The sequence below is a fragment of the Achromobacter spanius genome, assembly GCF_003994415.1.
GTDB classification, from domain to species: domain Bacteria; phylum Pseudomonadota; class Gammaproteobacteria; order Burkholderiales; family Burkholderiaceae_B; genus Achromobacter; species Achromobacter spanius_C.
Genome location: NZ_CP034689.1, coordinates 1,807,005 through 1,825,130 on the forward strand (window position 1 = coordinate 1,807,005; position 18,126 = coordinate 1,825,130).

An 18,126-nucleotide genomic window follows, 5' to 3' on the forward strand; every position below is an offset into this window, starting at 1 on the left:
CGCGGAAATGAAAAAAGCAGCCCGAGAGGGCTGCTTTTAGAATTTGGTGCCGGCAATAGGAGTCGAACCTACGACCTTCGCATTACGAATGCGCTGCTCTACCAACTGAGCTATGCCGGCAAGACCATTTGCTTCAATTCATGCGTGTCGAAATCAGGATTTCACCGACGCTCAAACTTCAAGCAAAACATCTTTGTTCTTCCCAGTTTTTCGCCCTGTTTATGGGGCCTGATCTGGAAAGACCGAAATCATATCAGAGTTTTTTGGCGATGGGAAACAACTGGCCAAAAAAGAAGAAAAAAAATCGCAGTTTGCATGCGCTAAAAATTTAGGTCATAATTACGTTCTTGGCAGATCCCCGATAGCTCAGTCGGTAGAGCGACGGACTGTTAATCCGCAGGTCGCTGGTTCGAGCCCAGCTCGGGGAGCCAAAAAAATTCAAGATCAATAAGCTGCAGCTGAAAAAGATGCTAACGCCTAGGGATCCAAAGCCGAACAAAAGGGCCACTCGCGAAAGCGGGTGGCCCTTTTTGTCGCTCTGTTGGTTCTTTCGGGTTGAGTGATGGAAGACGATAGGCAGAAAGAGGATAAGCGCATTGGCGTGACGGTGCTCTCGGGTTTTCTGGGTAGCGGCAAGACCTCGCTGCTCAACCGTTTGCTGCACGAGTCCGCCTATTCCGAGGCGGTCGTCATCGTCAATGAGTATGGCGATGTTGGGGTGGATCATCACTTGGTCAGGTTGGCGCCCGCCAATGTGGTGCTCGTCGAAGGCGGCTGTCTTTGCTGTGTTGTCAGCGGCGCGGTGGTTGATACCTTGCGTGATCTGTTCATGCTGGCGGTCAGTCGCCGGATCAAGCCGTTTCGGCGTGTGATCATTGAAACCAGTGGGCTGGCTGACCCCGCCTCGACGCTATTCATGCTCAAGCATGACCGGTTTCTTGCCGAACGCTATGCGTATCGCGGCGCAATCGTCTTGGTGGACGTGCGCCACGGCGAAGCACAATTGGCGAACCAGCCCGAGGCGGCGCGGCAATTGGCGCTGGCCGACACTGTTGTATTGAGCAAATCCGATTTGGCCGACTCGGCGCAATTGCGGCGGGTTGAGCAAGCGGTCATTGCCGTCAACCCTGGCGCGCAGCGCTGCGTGCAACGACACGACTCTCCGTTGGCTGGCATCCTGCGTGATGGTCCAGATGGACTGGTGCGGCGCGATGGCGCGGCATTGTCGAATTGGCTGCAGGCTTTTGCGCGGCCAGGCGCCAGCCGGCATGCGAGTGTGGGCAGTTTTTCATTGGTGTTGTCGTCCCCGCTGGGGCGGGCCGCGTTTCTGGCGGGCGTCTCCCGTATACAAGAGCGCTTTGGTCCGGGCATTTTGCGCATGAAGGGGCTGGTGTGTTTCGAGGGAGACACGCTGCCATGCGAGGTGCATGGTGTGCATGGCGAGCTGTATCCCTTGCGGACGCTGGCGCAGTGGCCAAGTGATGAGCGGGCGTCCCAATTGGTCTATATCGTGCGAGGCCTGGACGTTGCGGAGGTTCGTGCGGCGGTGATCGAGGCGCTGGGCCAGGCGCCAGCTTGATTCTGTGCGGGTATTGCGGGGTGCGCAGCGCTCAAAATGTCGCCATTTTGGCGCGGATGTTGCACAGAAATACGGTATAACCGGTACGGTCTGATGCAAGAACCGAGACAATCATGGATCGTTTGAAGGCGATGCAGGTGTTCGTGGAAGTTGCCGACCGGGGTAGCCTGTCGGCGGCGGCAGTTCATTTGGATATGTCGCGCGCCATGGTGTCGCGCTATCTGGCGGAAATGGAGCAGTGGGTGGGGGTGCGCTTGCTGCATCGCACGACGCGTCGCTTGAGCCTTACACCCGCGGGCGCGGAAACTTTGCCGCGCTGCCGGCAGATGCTGGATATGGTGGGCGATCTGCGCAGTGCGGTGTCCACGCCCGAAGACACGCCGCGCGGCTTGTTGCGGCTTACCACCAGCATGTCATTCGGCACGCGTCAGTTGGCGCGCGTGGTAGCTGACTACGTCAAGCTGCACCCGGATACCTCGGTTGATCTGATGTTGGTGGAGCGGGCTGTCAATCTGGTCGAAGAGCGGGTCGACTTGGCTGTCCGCATCACTAACGACCTGGATCCCAACCTGATCGCCCGCAAGCTGGCGGTGTGCCGTTCCGTGGTGTGCGCATCTCCCGAGTATCTGTCTCGCGAAGGCATGCCGGCGCGCATCGAAGATTTGTCTCAGCGTAACTGCCTTACCCACTCTTACTTTGGCAAAAGCCTGTGGCGCTTCGAGCGTGATGGTCAGCCTGTGGATGTGCCGGTCAGTGGCAATATCAGCGCCAACGAGGCGTCCGTACTGCTGAGCGCCGCGCTGGAGGGCGCGGGTATTGCGATGTTGCCCACTTACTGCGCAACGGAAGATATCGCCGCAGGCCGATTGAGGGCGATTCTGCCGCAATGCAAACCGCAAGAGCTTGGTATTTACGGGGTGTACGCATCACGCCGGCAAATGCCGCTGATATTGCGCTCCATGCTGGATTTTCTGGTCGAGCGGCTGGGTTCCGCGCCGTGGGACAAGCCTGGGGCATAGCTGCGGTACGCCGTGGTGTGGATTTTCGGCCTTGAGGGCTTGGGTTATGGCGGTATAATTTTCAAAATGCGCGGGCGAGTCAATGTCCGCTAGCATGTAGTCTTCGAAAATATTCAAGAATTTTAAGTCTGGCGCAGATCTGGCCCCCCAAAGCTTGATGGTCCGGGCCCTTGATATTGATTGCCGCGGGACTAGGATGCCGGATTCCGGCTCGTCCTGCAGGCTTGTTGGCGATTTTCGCCATCTTTTCCAGAATTTGCTTAAGGCCTCTGCCGCGCATCGAAGTGGCAGGCCATTGCCCCATCTTGATTGGCGCGCCTGTGTGGGCGCGTGCTTGCCGCGCATGGCAGTCAACCCAGGAACCCTGTGAACACTACGCCCTTTTACGTCGCCCATCGCAGTTCTGCACGCATGGGCGTGCGGCAGGGCAGGGTAGGCGTGGAGTCGGTGGTGGTCGCGGATGCCTGGCGCGCGCGCGCGGCGCAAGCCGCTGAGAATGTGATCAACGACGATGTGATCAGTAAAGACGGCGCAAATGAAAAAGGCCCGGCGCATTCGCCAGGCCTTGATCAATTTGGTTGCGGGGGCAGGATTTGAACCTACGACCTTCGGGTTATGAGCCCGACGAGCTGCCAGACTGCTCCACCCCGCGTCTGAGAAAAGAATATTAACCTTATTTTCCACCGGGTGCAAGTTAGCCCTTTTTGAATTTGAATGTCGATGAACGATAGTGAGGCAATACTCGTGCTGGAAACCGCGTTGCTATGCGCGGTGCAGCCGATGCAACTGTCCGATATGCGCAAGCTATTCGGGGATGATGAGCAGTTCGACAACAGCAAGCTGCGCGGGCTGTTGGAGACGCTGCAAGCCAATTGGGCCGATGGTGGTCTTGAGCTGGTGCAATTGGCGAGCGGATGGCGATTTCAAAGCCGGCCGCATATGCAGCGCTATCTTGAGCGGCTCAGCCCAGAAAAGCCGCCCAAGTACTCACGAGCCGTCATGGAGACGCTGGCTATCGTGGCTTGGCGCCAACCGGTAACGCGGGGCGATATCGAAGACATACGCGGCGTGACCGTCTCGTCGCAAATCGTGAAAGCCCTGGAAGATAGAGGGTGGATCGAGGTGATCGGGCACCGTGATGCGCCGGGGCGTCCGGCTCTGTTTGGCACCACGCGCCAGTTCCTTGATGATCTGGGCTTGCGCGCGCTGGACGAGTTGCCGCCCCTGGAATCCGCCCAGGCCGCAGCCGCGCTGGCCGGGCTGGACCTCGGCGAGGTGCAGCAATTGACCGGCGAGGGCGCCATTCCCACGAATGAACCGGCTGAGGCGGAGGTTGCCGCCGAAACTATGAACGGTTTGGCCGAGGCCGCCAGCGATGGCGGAAAGGGGAATCAAGGGGAATTTGCCGTCGGAAATGCGGACGAAGCCCGCGAAAATAGCGATCTCCCCGTTGCGGAATTGCCTGTTTCGGAACAGGATGCACCCATAGACCCGGTCGATAGCGTAGAATCCGTCGTTTCGCGCACAGAAGAAGGCGCGGATCCCGATGACGAATCCACCGTCCGGGAGCAAGCCGAAGGCTTGTCCAATACGCCGATCCTGTCCGGTTTTCCCGACGACAGAACCGGTAACGACATTTCCGATATGGCCGCCGACCCTACTGAGGCCGGTGCTGCAAAGGAAAGTGTCGAGCACGCAAAACACGCGGAACCGACCGACCCGATTGACGAGACCGATCACGCAGCGCCTGGCGCAGCTGGGCATGAGCCCGATTTCGGCCTTGATGATCCTGTTCGGCCCGAAACCGATGCCGCTTCCTCGGCTTCGGATGACGTGGATCCGGCGCAGCCTGGCGCTGGCCGCGATTCGGCGTCCCCTGATGATGACGAGCCCGCCCCTGGCAGGCGTACCCAAGTTTGAAATTCGGAGCTGTCCCAGTGACAACGAATACAGCAATGCAGGACGACAATCCCCGTTCGGATGACACCGTTTCCAACGGTCAGCCGGATTCCTCTTCCGTGCGCGAACCCGCCGCCGAAGGCGAGGCCGGTGCCCGTGGGCGCGGCCGCAAGCTAAGGACGCCTTTCCGCCGCCGTCGTGGAGATGCCGCGGCAGAGCAGGCGCCGGCGGCAGGTGGCCAGCCGGCCGCCGCCGCCTTGGTCGAGTCGGCTGACTCCCGTGGTGGCGAGCAAGAAGCGGAACAAGCGCTGTCGTATCTTGACAACGCTGAGCGCATGGAGCAGCGGCTGGGCAAGTACCTGAACAGCGATTCGGTCATGCCCAAGCTGCACAAGGTGCTGGCGGATGCAGGCATCGGCTCGCGCCGCGAGATGGAAGAGCTGATCGTGGCCGGCCGCGTCTCGGTCAATGGTGAGCCAGCTCATATCGGCCAACGCGTTGCGCCCAATGATCAGGTTCGCGTGAACGGCAAGCCCATCATGCGTACCAATACAAAGAAGCCCCCGCGCGTGATCCTGTATCACAAGCCGGCAGGCGAAATCGTCAGTCACGACGATCCGGGTGGCCGCGCCAGCGTGTTTGCGCGTCTGCCCAAGTTGCGCACGGGTAAATGGTTGTCGGTGGGGCGGCTGGACTTGAATACGGAAGGTCTGTTGATCTTCACGACGTCTGGCGATATGGCCAACCGCATCATGCATCCCCGTTACGGTACCGAGCGGGAATACGCCGTCCGTGTGCTGGGCGAGATGGATGAAGCGCAACGCCAGTCGCTGGTCGATGGTATTGAGCTTGAAGATGGCCTGGCGGCATTCGGCGCGCTGGACTATCTGGGCGGCGACGGCAGCAATCGCTGGTACCGCGTCACCCTGCAAGAGGGGCGTAACCGCGAAGTGCGCCGCATGTTCGAAGCGGTTGGCGTCACCGTCAGCCGACTGATTCGTACCCGCTTCGGCGATGTTGTGCTGCCTCGCAGCTTGCGTCGCGGCCGCTGGGAAGAACTGGATGGCTCGTTGGTCACCGCCTTGATGGTCCAGCTTGGACTGTTGCGCGAAGACGACGAATCGGGTGGTAACCGCCGTCGCTCAAAGCAACCCCAATCCCATGACAGCGCGCTGCCCCCGGGCTTCGGCACCATGGATCGCAATGGCATGAATGGCGCCCGTATCGGCCGTCGCGGCAAGCTGCAAGGCGGCCGCTTGGGTAGCGCCGGGCAAGCGGCGGCGTGTCCGTCCGACCCGTTCGGTACTGGTCTGATGATCGCAGGCGGTTATGCCAACGGTCATCCGCTTGCCGCGGAAGGCGCTGGTGGCAATCGCAAGGGCGGCAAGCCCGGCGGTGGTCGCTCGGCATCGGCGGGCGGCGGGCGTCCCGATGGCAAGCCCGGCGGTAAGCCGGGCGCCAAGCCTGCTGGCAAGATGGGTGGCAAGCCGCGTGGTCCGCGCGGTCCGCGTGCGGCGGCAGCGGGCGGACAACCGGGCAATGTGGCATCGGTAGATGCCGGCGTTGTCGGCAACGTGGCCGAAGGCCAGATGGGCGGTGGCCGCAAGCCTCCCGGTGGCAAGCCGGGCGGCAAGCCGCAAGGCGCGCGCGGCGGCAACGGTGGTCGGAATGGCAAGCCCGCGGCTGCGGGTGGGCGTGGCGGAAACAAGTCCGAAGGACCGCGCAGCGCGGGCGGCTCGGCGGCCAATAAGGGCCCGGGTGCGGGCGGCAAACCGCGCGCACCGCGTGCAGCCTCGTCGGCGCCGCGTGGCGACGACTGGCAACCCCGCAGCGCATCCGCGCATGAATCCCGTCTGGGCGTCATGGGTGGGCGTGGTCGTCAAGGTCGCTGATTTGCCTGCCAGTGGCGCGTTGGCCGCGCCGCTGGCCGCGATATGTCCCGTATAAGCGTAAGCCCTAGATGAATCAGGCGTTTTTCCTGTTTATCTGGTAAAATCAATGGTTTTCATGGCTTCGCGTCATTGCTTTTTGCGTCCCGCCTCTGGCGGGTAGCGGGCAAGCCGCCTCTGGCGGATAGTGGGCAGCCGCCTCTGGCGGGTAATGCGCAGGGGCAGGTCTGAAAGGGTTGGGTCTGAAAGGATTGGGTCTGAACAGATCGAGTCTGAACGGATCGAGCAGTCAATGATCAAATTGGCGCGCGGCAGCATGGCGCAGTTCAATAGCAGTTGGCATCGGATATGCACCAAGTGCCGCCGAACCTGAAAGGTTGGGTTTGAGCGGGCAGGGTTGGACAACCCATGGTGCATCAAATTAGGTCGCAATATAGGGCGCTGCCCAGCATTGCTCCTTACGTGTAGTAGGGAAGCGGCTGGGCTCTGCGCAATATCGGTGGGCTGGGCGTGCAGCCCATTTTTTTTGAGTATATGGCTGATTTATTCGCATTGACCGAAGAGGCTCTGGCCGGCATGGACGTCGAACTCGTGGACGTCGAGCGTGCCGCCCTGGGCCTTTTGCGCGTAACGATCGATCGGGTCGGCGGTGTGCGCATCGAAGACTGTGAGCAGGTGTCCCGCCAATTGTCGCGGGTGTTCGAAGTCGAGAACGTCGATTACAAACGGCTGGAAGTCGGTTCGCCGGGTATAGATCGCCCGTTGCGCAATGAGGCTGAATTCCGCCGGTTTGCTGGCGAGCGCATCGAGATCAAGCTGCGCGAGGCATTAGACGGACGTAAGGTTTTCTCCGGCACGTTGACCGTGCCCGAAGACGACGCCGCCGCCTCGGATGCCGCTGCTGGGATGCACAAGACCGTCTTCGGTCTCGAATTTGAGGCAAAAAAGAACGAAATCCAGGTGTTGAATTTCACGGTCGAAGATATCGAACGTGCAAAACTGGATCCCGTTCTGGATTTCAAGGGCAAAAAGCGATGAGTCGCGAAATTCTTCTGTTGGTCGATGCCTTGGCGCGTGAAAAGAACGTCACGCGTGACGTCGTGTTCGGTGCGTTGGAAAGCGCGCTGGCCTCGGCCATGAAAAAGCGCTTCAAGGATGATGCGGACATTCGTGTCGCCATCGATAGGGAAACCGGCGATCACGAAGGCTTCCGCCGCTGGCTGGTGGTGCCGGACGAAGCTGGCCTGCAAGAGCCCGACAAGCAGGAAATGCTGTCGGATGCGCAGGAAATCGTTCCTGATATCCAGGAAGGCGAATACATCGAAGAGCCGCTTGAGCCCATCGAATTCGGCCGTATCGGCGCGCAGGCGGCCAAGCAGGCCATCCTGCAAAAGATCCGTGACGCCGAACGCGAACAGGTGCTGAACGACTTCCTGGACCGTGGTGAAACCATTGTGTCCGGCACGATCAAGCGCATGGACAAGGGCGACGCCATCGTCGAAACGGGCAAGATCGAAGCGCGCCTGCCGCGTTCCGAAATGATCCCGAAGGAAAACCTCCGGGTTGCCGATCGCGTCCGCGCCTTCGTGTTGCGTGTTGACCACGCCGCGCGTGGCCAGCAAGTCATCCTGTCGCGCACCTCGCCCGAGTTCATTCGCCAGTTGTTCGAGAATGAAGTTCCGGAAATCGAGCAGGGCCTGCTCGAGATCAAGGCCGCTGCTCGCGATGCGGGTGTGCGTGCGAAGATCGCCGTGGTGGCATACGATAAGCGTATCGATCCGATCGGCACGTGTGTGGGCATGCGTGGTTCGCGTGTCACCGCGGTGCGCAACGAGCTGGGCGGCGAACAGGTCGACATCGTGTTGTGGTCGGAAGACCCCGCGCAGTTTGTCATTGGCGCCTTGGCGCCGGCCAACGTCGAATCGATCGTCGTTGACGAAGACAAGCATGCGATGGACGTCGTCGTCGACGAGGAAAACCTGCCCAAGGCCATTGGCGCCAAGGGTCAGAACGTGCGCCTGGCGTCCGAGCTGACTGGCTGGCAGATCAACATCATGACGCCGGAAGAAAGCCTGAACCGCCAGGAAGTCGAGCGCTCGGGTCTGCGCACCACGTTCATGAGCAAGTTGGACGTTGATGAGGAAGTCGCTGACATCCTGATCGACGAAGGTTTCACCGGTATCGAGGAAATCGCTTACGTGCCCATGCAGGAACTGCTGGAAATCGAAGCGTTTGACGAAGACACCATCAATGAATTGCGCGCCCGTGCCCGCAACGCGCTGCTGACTGAGGCAATTGCTCAGGAAGAGCGTCTTGAGACCGCACAGGATTTGCTTGAACTCGAAGGCATGACGCAAGAGCTGGCTGCCAAGCTGGCCGAGCGCCAAGTGCATACGCGAGATGATCTGGCCGAATTGGCAACGGACGAACTGGCGGAAATCGCCGGTTTGACCGAGCAGGAAGCCAGCGACCTCATCATGCGTGCCCGTGCCCATTGGTTCGACGAAGAATAACCATAAGGACACGGGTCTGCGGTGGGTAGTGCTGGATTCATCCACTGCAAGTTCACGTTGTTTGTAATTGCTGCATATAGGGAAGAGAGAGCCTAATGTCGAGTAACACCGTCGCCCAGTTCGCTACCGAGCTGAAAATGCCTGCCAACGTGCTGCTGGATCAGCTGCGCTCGGCTGGTGTTGACCTCAAATCGGTTGACGATTCCGTCACCGACAGCGACAAGGCGAAATTGCTCGAATCGCTGCGCCGCGCCCATGGCGCGACCGAAGGCAAGAAGATCACCTTGACGCGCCGCCAGACGTCCGAGATCCGGCAGGCTGACGCCACCGGCCGCTCGCGCACGATTCAGGTCGAAGTGCGCAAGAAGCGCGTGTTCGTCAAGCGTGATCCCTCCGAAATTGCCCTGGAGCAGGCCGCGTCCGCGCGTGCCGAAGATGAAGTTGCTGTTGAAGAAGAGCAGCAGGTGTCCGCGCCGGCTGCACCCGAGGCTCCTGCCGTGGCCGAGCCCCGCGAAGCCACGCCCGTCCAAGCGGAGGCTCCGGCCCCCGTCGAGGCGGAAGAGCCTGTTGCTGTAGAAGCGCCCGCGCCGGTTGAAGCGCCCGCGCCTGTTGAATCCGTCGCGGCCGAAGTGCCCGCCACCGTCGAGGCGCAAGCCGCCGAAGTTCAGGCCCAGCCTGAACCCGAACCGACGCCGGCGCCTGCTCCTGCCGAGCCCGTGGCCGAAGAGGCCAAGCCCGAAGTTAAGACTGAATCCACCGAGCCCAAGGCTGAAGAAGCCAAGCCGGAACCCGTTGTGCTAGCCAATAAGTCCGATACACCTTCCCCCCAGGCCAATGCGCCGATCGCCCAGGCGCAGCCTGCCGCGAAGTCCGAACCCGTGCAGCCCGCCGCGCCCGCGCCGGCCACGCCCCCCGTCCGGGTGGGCAATCGTGCCGACAACCGCCGCGCCGGCCCGCCGCTTGCCGCTTCCGCTACGACGGGTGGCCGCGATGAGGCCCGCCGTGCCGCCGAGGCCGAAGCCGCCGCGCTGCGCGAAATGCTGAACCGTCCGCGCAAGGTATTGCGTGCCCCCGAGCCGGAGGCGCCCGCCGCCGCCGCTGCTCCGATTTCGGGCACGCTGCACAAGCCGGCCGGCAAGCCGGGCGCCACGCCCGGCGCCAAGAAAGACGCCAAGCCCGCCGCTCCTGGCACGAAGAAGACCATCAAGACCGCCGAAGTCGCTTCGACCTGGTCTGATGACGCGTCGCGCAAGAAGCCGGCCGACAAGCCCGCAGCCCCGGCCAGCCGTGACGGCTGGCGTGCAGGTGGCAAGGGTGGTGGCAAGGGCGGCGGCCGTGGTGGCCGCAACCAGCAGAACGACCGCCGCAACGAGCCCGCACCGCAAGAATTCATTGCTCGCGAAGTGCACGTGCCGGAAACCATCAGCGTGGCCGATCTGGCTCACAAGATGTCGGTGAAGGCCGCCGAAGTCATCAAGCATCTGATGAAGCTGGGCCAGATGGTCACCATCAACCAGGTACTGGACCAGGAAACGGCCATGATCGTGGTTGAAGAACTGGGCCACGTGGCGATTGCCGCCAAGCTGGATGATCCGGAAGCGTTCCTGGACGATTCCACCGCGGTGTCCGAAGCCGAGCAACTGCCGCGCGCCCCGGTTGTTACCGTCATGGGCCACGTCGACCACGGCAAGACCTCGCTGCTGGATTACATCCGCCGCGCCAAGGTTGCCGCGGGCGAAGCCGGCGGCATTACGCAGCACATCGGCGCCTACCACGTTCAAACCGAACGCGGCATGGTGACCTTCCTTGACACCCCGGGCCACGAAGCGTTTACCGCCATGCGTGCCCGCGGCGCCAAGGCGACCGACATCGTGATTCTGGTGGTGGCCGCCGACGACGGCGTGATGCCGCAAACGCGTGAAGCCATCCACCACGCCAAGGCCGCGGGCGTGCCCATGGTCGTGGCCGTGACCAAGATCGACAAGCCTTCGGCCAACCCGGAACGCGTCAAGCAGGAATTGGTTGCCGAACAGGTCGTGCCGGAAGAATACGGCGGCGACGTGCCCTTCGTGGGCGTGTCGGCCAAGACCGGTGAAGGCATCGACGACCTGCTCGAAAACTTGCTGCTGCAAGCCGAAGTGCTGGAACTGAAGGCGCCGGAAGACGCACCCGCCAAGGGTCTGGTCATCGAAGCCCGTCTGGACAAGGGCCGTGGCCCGGTCGCGACGATCCTGGTGCAAAGCGGTACGCTCAAGCGCGGCGACGTGGTGCTGGCCGGCGCAAGCTTTGGCCGCGTGCGCGCCATGCTGGACGAAAACGGCAAGCCGATCCAATCGGCCGGCCCGTCCATCCCGGTTGAAATCCAGGGCCTGACCGAAGTGCCGGCCGCCGGCGACGAACTGATGGCGCTGTCCGACGAACGCAAGGCACGAGAAATCGCGCTGTTCCGCCAAGGCAAGTTCCGCGACGTCAAGCTGGCGCGCCAACAGGCCGCCAAGCTGGAATCGATGTTCGACAACCTGGGCGAGGGCACGCAAACGCTCACGCTTATCGTCAAGACCGACGTGCAGGGTTCGCAGGAAGCGCTGGTGCAGTCGCTGGTCAAGCTGTCGACCGACGAAGTTCGTGTGCAAGTGGTGCACGCGGCTGTCGGCGGCATCTCGGAAACCGACATCAACCTGGCCATCGCTTCGAACGCGGTCGTGATCGGCTTCAACGTGCGTGCGGAAGCAAGCGCCAAGAAGCTGGCCGAAAACAACGGCATCGACGTGCGCTACTACAACATCATCTATGACGCCGTGGATGAAGTTAAGGCGGCCATGTCGGGCATGTTGGCGCCCGAGAAGAAAGAAGAAATCATCGGCCTGGTCGAGATCCGTGAGGTCTACAGCATCTCGCGCCTTGGCAACATCGCTGGTTGTATGGTGCTTGACGGCATCGTCCGCCGCGATTCCCAGGTACGCCTGCTGCGCAACAACGTGGTTCAGTGGACGGGGCATCTTGAATCGCTGCGCCGCTTCAAGGACGACGTCAAGGAAGTCAAGTCGGGCTTCGATTGCGGTCTTACGCTGCGCGGCAACAACGACATCCAGGTGGGTGACCAGCTGGAAGTCTTTGAAATCAAGGAAATCGCGCGTACGCTGTAAAGCGTCGCGAGGCATTATTGCTAATGAGCCGTCACAAGTCCAAAGCCATCCCCGGTCGCAATTTGCGGCTGGCCGACCAGATCCAAAAGGATCTGGCGGAGATCATCCAGCGCGAAATCGATATGTCTCGCGCTGGGCTGATCACGCTCTCCGGTGTGGAATTGTCGACCGACTACGCGCATGCCAAGGTGTGGTTCACGGTTTTGGGCGCCGAGCCCGAAGCCGCCACCGCCTTGCTGAACGAAAAAGCCGGTTGGCTGCATTCCCAGCTTTACAAGCTGCTGCACATACACACTGTCCCCACTTTGCGCTTCTTCCACGACGAGCAAATCGCCCGTGGCATCGAAATGTCGATCCTCATCGACCGCGCAAATCGGCCCGGCCCCCACTCGGGCGTGCCTGACGAACCTGAAGACCAGTCCTGATCGGGCTGTCGTCACTGCTTTTTCAACCGGATTCCGACGATGGCTAAACGACGCGGGCTTTTGCTCGACGGTGTGCTGTTGCTCGACAAACCCGTAGGTTTGTCGAGCAACCACGCCTTGCAACGCGCCAAGCGTTCCATGGACGCGGCGAAAGCCGGTCATACGGGCACGCTGGATCCCTTCGCCACCGGCTTGCTGGTGTGCTGCATGGGACGCGCAACCAAGATTTCCGGCGCGATGCTCAACGCCGACAAGGCGTATCGCGCTACGCTGCAATTTGGCAGCGAAACCGATTCTGGCGACCTGACCGGCAATGTCGTGTCAACCGCCGAGCCGGGCTTTACCGTTGACGAGCAAGCGCTGCGCGACGCGCTGTCACGTTTCTCGGGCACCATCGAGCAGATTCCGCCGATGTACTCCGCGCTCAAGCGCGACGGCAAGCCGCTGTACGAGTACGCGCGCGCCGGCATCGAACTCGAACGGGCCCCGCGCCAGATCACGATTCACCGCATCGAGCTGTTGTCCCTTTCGGGAACGCAGGCAGAGATCGATGTGGCTTGTAGTAAAGGCACATACATCCGAACACTGGCCCAGGACATCGGGCGCGTGCTGGGCTGTTACGCCCACCTGACGGCGCTGCGGCGCACGCATGTCGGGCCATTTTCTCTGGAACGCGCCGTTGAGCTGGAAGCCTTGCAGGCCATGCCAGACCCGAAGCAGGCATTGCTTGCACTGAACGAATTGCCGGAGGGCTTGCTGCCCTCCACCCTGACCTTAAAGGACTCGCTATGACTCGCGCCTTGCGCAACGTCGCCATCATCGCCCACGTGGACCACGGTAAAACAACCCTGGTCGACCAGCTGCTGCGCCAATCCGGCACCTTCCGCGAAAACCAGGCGCTGACCGAACGGGTCATGGACTCGAACGATCTGGAAAAAGAACGCGGCATCACGATTCTGGCCAAGAACTGTGCCGTTGAATACGAAGGCACGCACATCAACATCGTCGACACCCCGGGCCACGCCGACTTCGGTGGTGAAGTCGAGCGCGTGCTGTCCATGGTTGACGGCGTGCTGCTGCTGGTTGACGCCGTTGAAGGCCCGATGCCGCAGACCATTTTCGTGACGCGCAAGGCGCTGGCCCTGGGCCTGAAGCCGATCGTGGTCGTCAACAAGGTTGACCGTCCCGGCGCGCGTACCGACTTCGTCATCAACGCCACGTTCGACCTGTTCGACAAGCTGGGCGCGACCGAAGAGCAGCTGGACTTCCCGGTGGTTTACGCCTCGGGCCTGTCGGGCTACGCCGGCCTGACCCCGGACGTGCGCGAAGGCAACATGCGCCCGTTGTTCGAAGCCATCCTGCAACACGTGCCGCAGCGTGAAGATGACCCCAACGGCCCGCTGCAGATGCAGATCATCTCGCTGGACTACAACAGCTACGTCGGCAAGATCGGCGTGGGCCGCATCAACCGTGGCCGCATGCGCCCCGGCATGGAAGTGGCTTACAAGTTTGGCCCGGACGGCCAGGGCGGCAAGGGCCGCATCAACCAGGTTCAGAAGTTCCATGGCTTGGAGCGCGTCGTGGTTGACGAAGCCGAAGCCGGCGACATCGTGCTGATCAACGGTATCGAAGAACTGGGCATTGGCTGCACCGTGACCGACGTGCTCACGCAGGAAGCCCTGCCGATGCTGCGCATCGACGAGCCGACGCTGACCATGAACTTCATGGTGAACACGTCGCCGCTGGCCGGCCGTGAAGGCAAGTTCGTGACCAGCCGCCAAGTGCGTGACCGCCTGGACCGCGAACTGAAGTCCAACGTGGCGCTGCGTGTGCGTGACACGGGCGACGATACGGTGTTTGAAGTGTCGGGCCGTGGCGAACTGCACCTGACGATTCTGCTGGAAACGATGCGCCGCGAAGGCTACGAGCTGGCCGTGTCGCGTCCGCGCGTGGTGTTCAAGGAAGTCGACGGCGTGAAGTGCGAGCCGTTTGAATCGCTGACCATCGACGTTGAAGACGCCCACCAGGGTGGCGTGATGGAAGAGCTGGGCCGCCGCAAGGGCGACCTGCAGGACATGCAGCCGGACGGCCGTGGCCGTACGCGCCTGGAATACCTGATCCCGGCCCGTGGCCTGATCGGCTTCCAGAACGAGTTCCTGACGCTGACGCGCGGCACGGGCTTGATGAGCCACATCTTCCACGAATACGCCCCCGTCAAGGAAGGCGCGATCGGCGAACGCCGCAACGGCGTGCTGATCAGCCAGGACCAAGGCGATGCCGTGGCCTACGCGCTGTGGAAGCTGCAGGATCGCGGCCGCATGTTCGTGAGCCCGGGCGATGCGCTGTACGAAGGCATGATCATCGGCATTCACAGCCGCGACAACGACCTGGTTGTGAACCCGATCAAGGGCAAGCAACTGACGAACGTGCGCGCCTCGGGTACCGACGAAGCCGTGCGTCTGGTTCCGCCGATCCAGATGTCGCTGGAATACGCCGTTGAATTCATCGACGACGACGAACTCGTGGAAATCACGCCGAAGTCGATCCGTCTGCGTAAGCGCCACCTGCTGGAAAACGAACGCAAGCGCGCCGCGCGCGAAGCCTCGGCCTAAGCGGGCACGATGGCCACAGCCGCTGTGGCCTTCGCACAAGACAAGCCGCGCACCTTCGGGTGCGCGGTTTTTTTTATGCTGCGCGGGCAGTCATATAGCGCGCCTTTCTTATAGTCCGCTTTGCTGATGCCGGTATTCCTGGGTAGCGCCGCCATACCCATACGCGGCCGCGCGCGCGTCGATCACATGCACGTAAGAGCATTCGTGCAGTTCGCCCAGAATGCTCTGGAACGCCGCATAGATCTCTTTGATGAAACGCGCCTTCTCGGCCTTGGTATTGGTTTCGTCCGTGACGCTGATGTCCAGGTGAAAGGCGTTCTTGCCCTGCTCGGAGAGCGGCGTGCCGCCGATAAACCACAGATCGTGGGGGATGTGCTGCAAGGTAATCGCAATGACTGGCAGCTTCTTGCCCAGCACGGACTGGGTCAGCCCGGCCACGGCGTCGACGACGCGGCGATTGATGGCGGGATCGGATTGGCCAGAAAGATGTACGACGATATGGGGCATGACAGGACTCCGGTTTGTGAGGGGTACAAGGCCAGTGTAAAAAGCCGTTTGACATCGGAAAAGCGGGAAATTACGATTTCATCCATCGATAAATCCGTTGGATAGGGCAATGTCAGGATTTGATCTGGACCAGTTGCGCACCTTGGTCGCCGTGCTGGACGCGGGCAGCCTGACGGCGGCAGCGCCGAAGGTTTTCCTGTCGCAATCGTCGGTCAGCGAACAGATGCGCAAACTGGAAGAGCGCGCCGGCCAGGCCCTGCTGGTGCGCGGTAAAACCGGGGTGACGGCCACGCCCGCGGGCGAACGCCTGCTGCAACACGCGCGCGCCATCCTGGCCTTGAGCGACGAGGCCTATCGCGATCTGCGTGGCGTGGCGTTGCGCGGCGAACTGCGATTTTTCATTACGGATTACTTTCGGCCCGGCGACGTGGCGCGCATGCTGCGGCGATTGAACGAGCAGTACCCGCAGGTGCGGCTGCATGTGACGATCATGAAAAGCGGCGCCATTGAGGCTGCTTACGAGCGCGGTGAGATCGACGTGGGCATATCGATGTCGATCCAGGAGCGCGGTGCGCCCCGGGCGCGTGCGCAGGGTGCGCTGTTGCGCCGCGAGCCGCTGCTCTGGATGGCGGCCGAGGGCGCAGGCGCGCCGTCGGACGACGCTCCCTTGCCATTGCTGGTGCTGCCGGAGACCTGCGCATTGCGCCAGTATGTGGAACGGCAGCTTGCGCGGCGTGCCGTGCCTTATACGGTGGCGCACGTGGCGTCTGGGGTGGCGGGATTGCAGTTGGCGGTGTCGGCCGGGCTGGGCGTGGCCTGCCTGAATGAATCCGCCCTGGCGCCAGGGATCGCGCGTTTGCATGCACCTGGATTGCCCGCGTTGCCCTCGGTGGAATTTCGCCTGCTGCCCGCACGCAGCGGGGAAAGCGAGTTCATCGGATTGGCGCGAGAGGCCATCGTCAAGGCCCTGGGCTGATCGAATCTGGTGCGGCCAGCGGAGCTTCAATAGGCTCGCCTCGGACCGAAAAATGATCGACACTGCCGAAACCAGCAGAGGAGACATCATGGGTGCCATCGACAAACTTGCGCCGTTCATCGACGCGCGCAGCGGGCGTTATGCGGAACTGAGCGACCGCATCTGGAGCTTGGCCGAACTACGCTACGACGAACACAAGTCGGCCGAATTGCACATTGCGATGCTGGAAGAAGCCGGCTTTCGCATTACCCGCGACGCGGCCGGCATTCCCACGGCATTCGTGGCCGAAGCCGGCCACGGCGGGCCCGTCATCGGCATCCTGGGCGAGTATGACGCGCTGTCCGGCTTAAGCCAGGAAAGTGGCGCCTTTGCGTGCCAGCCGTCGCCTGAAACGCCCAATGGCAATGGCCACGGTTGCGGCCACCACTTGTTGGGCACGGCAGCGCACTTTGCTGCCGTGGCGGTCAAGGAATTCCTGGAAGCCAACCAGTTGCCGGGCACCATCCGTTTCTACGGCTGTCCGGCGGAAGAGGGCGGGTCGGGCAAGACCTTCATGGCGCGCGAGGGCCTTTTCGATGAGCTTGATGCTGCCTTGACATGGCATCCGGCTTCGCACACCGGGATCTTCCATCAGTCCACGCTGGCGAACATTCAGGCCTACTTCCGCTTTCGCGGCATCGCGGCGCATGCCGCGAATTCCCCGCATCTGGGCCGCAGCGCCCTGGACGCCGTGGAGCTGATGAACGTGGGCGTGAACTACTTGCGCGAGCACATGGTGCCGGACGCGCGCGTGCATTACGCCGTGACCAATAGCGGCGGCATTTCGCCCAACGTGGTGCAGGCCCGCGCCGAGGTGCTGTACCTGGTGCGGGCGCCCATTAATTCGCAGGCGGCCGAACTCTATGAACGGGTCAAGAACGTGGCACGCGGCGCGGCGCTGATGACTGGCTGTGAGCTGGACATCGTGTTCGACAAGGCGTGCTCGAACTACATGCCGAACCGTGTGCTGAACGAGATCATGTACGCCAATATGCAGGCGCTGCAAGGCCCGGCCTACACGGCGGGCGAAGAACAGGCGGCGCGCCGGATGTGGGATTCCATCACGGAAGACGACATCGATAACGCTGGCAAGAACCTGGGCGCGGTACTGCGCAACCCCACGCCGCTGTTTGCGGGCGTGGCGCCGTTTGACCCGGCCAAGACCGAGATCACTTATGGCTCGACGGACGTGGGCGATGTCAGTTGGGTGACGCCCACGGCGCAATGCTGGGGCGCCTGCTACGCCTATGGCACGCCGTTCCATTCCTGGCAGATGGTGGCGCAGGGCAAGATGTCGATGGCGCACAAGGGGATGGTGCACGCCGCCAAGATCATTGCGGCAACGGCGGCCGATTTGCTTGCGCGGCCGGAAGCCTTGGCGCGCGCCAAGCAGGAACTGCTGGACGCGCGGCGTGGGCAGCCCTATGTGTGCCCCATTCCGGACGAGGTGGTGCCGTCGTTCAAGCGCTAGGCGGCAAGGCGGGCCAGAAGCAGCACGGCGGTCCTCAGCAGAGGACCGCCT

Annotated in this window: 14 protein-coding genes and 3 tRNA genes; 14 read left to right on the forward strand and 3 right to left on the reverse strand. The window is 62.0% G+C overall.

What is annotated here, in order from left to right:
- Positions 1 to 44 precede the first annotated feature (44 nt).
- Positions 45 to 120 (reverse strand) — tRNA-Thr (locus ELS24_RS08160).
- A gap of 235 nt (positions 121 to 355) precedes the next feature.
- Between ELS24_RS08160 and ELS24_RS08165 the strand changes: the two genes are divergently transcribed.
- From ELS24_RS08165 to ELS24_RS08180, 4 genes are all read left to right on the forward strand, one after another.
- A tRNA-Asn gene (locus ELS24_RS08165) sits at positions 356 to 431 on the forward strand.
- A 131-nt stretch (positions 432 to 562) separates the two neighbouring features.
- Complete coding sequence (locus ELS24_RS08170) at positions 563 to 1,579, forward strand: CobW family GTP-binding protein (RefSeq protein ID WP_127183823.1); 1,017 nt, start codon at positions 563 to 565, stop codon at positions 1,577 to 1,579.
- Between the two features lie 113 nt (positions 1,580 to 1,692).
- Positions 1,693 to 2,598 (forward strand): LysR family transcriptional regulator, encoded by a 906-nt coding sequence (locus ELS24_RS08175; RefSeq protein ID WP_127183824.1) that lies wholly within the window; start codon positions 1,693 to 1,695, stop codon positions 2,596 to 2,598.
- A gap of 366 nt (positions 2,599 to 2,964) precedes the next feature.
- On the forward strand, positions 2,965 to 3,195 hold the full coding sequence (locus ELS24_RS08180) for a hypothetical protein (protein WP_127183825.1): 231 nt from the start codon (positions 2,965 to 2,967) through the stop codon (positions 3,193 to 3,195).
- Here the strand turns inward: ELS24_RS08180 and ELS24_RS08185 are convergent.
- Positions 3,174 to 3,250 (reverse strand) — tRNA-Met (locus ELS24_RS08185). The genes ELS24_RS08180 and ELS24_RS08185 overlap by 22 nt on opposite strands.
- A gap of 62 nt (positions 3,251 to 3,312) precedes the next feature.
- Here ELS24_RS08185 and scpB point away from each other — a divergent pair.
- From scpB to typA, 8 genes are all read left to right on the forward strand, one after another.
- Positions 3,313 to 4,518 carry an SMC-Scp complex subunit ScpB gene (gene scpB, locus ELS24_RS08190; protein ID WP_050447912.1) on the forward strand — a complete coding sequence of 402 codons (1,206 nt, stop codon included), beginning with the start codon at positions 3,313 to 3,315 and terminating at the stop codon, positions 4,516 to 4,518.
- A gap of 35 nt (positions 4,519 to 4,553) precedes the next feature.
- Positions 4,554 to 6,389 (forward strand): 23S rRNA pseudouridine(2605) synthase RluB, encoded by a 1,836-nt coding sequence (gene rluB / locus ELS24_RS08195; protein ID WP_164741227.1) that lies wholly within the window; start codon positions 4,554 to 4,556, stop codon positions 6,387 to 6,389.
- 531 nt (positions 6,390 to 6,920) lie between these two features.
- Complete coding sequence (rimP, locus tag ELS24_RS08200) at positions 6,921 to 7,424, forward strand: ribosome maturation factor RimP (protein WP_050447914.1); 504 nt, start codon at positions 6,921 to 6,923, stop codon at positions 7,422 to 7,424.
- Complete coding sequence (nusA, locus tag ELS24_RS08205; protein ID WP_050447915.1) at positions 7,421 to 8,899, forward strand: transcription termination factor NusA; 1,479 nt, start codon at positions 7,421 to 7,423, stop codon at positions 8,897 to 8,899. The genes rimP and nusA overlap by 4 nt, the downstream gene beginning before the upstream one ends.
- A gap of 95 nt (positions 8,900 to 8,994) precedes the next feature.
- Positions 8,995 to 12,045, forward strand: coding sequence for a translation initiation factor IF-2 (gene infB, locus ELS24_RS08210; protein ID WP_127183827.1), 3,051 nt, complete (start codon positions 8,995 to 8,997; stop codon positions 12,043 to 12,045).
- Positions 12,046 to 12,068: 23 nt separating this feature from the next.
- Positions 12,069 to 12,470, forward strand: a complete 402-nt coding sequence (gene rbfA, locus ELS24_RS08215) for a 30S ribosome-binding factor RbfA (RefSeq protein WP_006218273.1) — start codon at positions 12,069 to 12,071, stop codon at positions 12,468 to 12,470.
- Positions 12,471 to 12,509: 39 nt separating this feature from the next.
- The gene (truB, locus tag ELS24_RS08220; RefSeq protein WP_050446074.1) at positions 12,510 to 13,262 is read left to right on the forward strand and encodes a tRNA pseudouridine(55) synthase TruB; all 753 of its coding nucleotides are present in this window, start codon (positions 12,510 to 12,512) and stop codon (positions 13,260 to 13,262) included.
- Entirely contained in the window at positions 13,259 to 15,082 is a 1,824-nt protein-coding gene (gene typA / locus ELS24_RS08225) for a translational GTPase TypA (RefSeq protein ID WP_050446073.1), read from the forward strand. Before truB ends, typA begins: the two co-directional genes overlap by 4 nt.
- A gap of 108 nt (positions 15,083 to 15,190) precedes the next feature.
- Here the strand turns inward: typA and ELS24_RS08230 are convergent, their stop codons facing one another.
- Complete coding sequence (locus ELS24_RS08230; protein WP_127183828.1) at positions 15,191 to 15,589, reverse strand: tautomerase family protein; 399 nt, start codon at positions 15,587 to 15,589, stop codon at positions 15,191 to 15,193.
- A gap of 109 nt (positions 15,590 to 15,698) precedes the next feature.
- On the opposite strand from ELS24_RS08230, the gene ELS24_RS08235 reads away from it, so the two are divergent.
- On the forward strand, positions 15,699 to 16,565 hold the full coding sequence (locus ELS24_RS08235) for a LysR family transcriptional regulator (RefSeq protein ID WP_127183829.1): 867 nt from the start codon (positions 15,699 to 15,701) through the stop codon (positions 16,563 to 16,565).
- Positions 16,566 to 16,653: 88 nt separating this feature from the next.
- The gene (locus ELS24_RS08240; RefSeq protein WP_127183830.1) at positions 16,654 to 18,075 is read left to right on the forward strand and encodes a M20 family metallopeptidase; all 1,422 of its coding nucleotides are present in this window, start codon (positions 16,654 to 16,656) and stop codon (positions 18,073 to 18,075) included.
- Positions 18,076 to 18,126 lie beyond the last annotated feature (51 nt).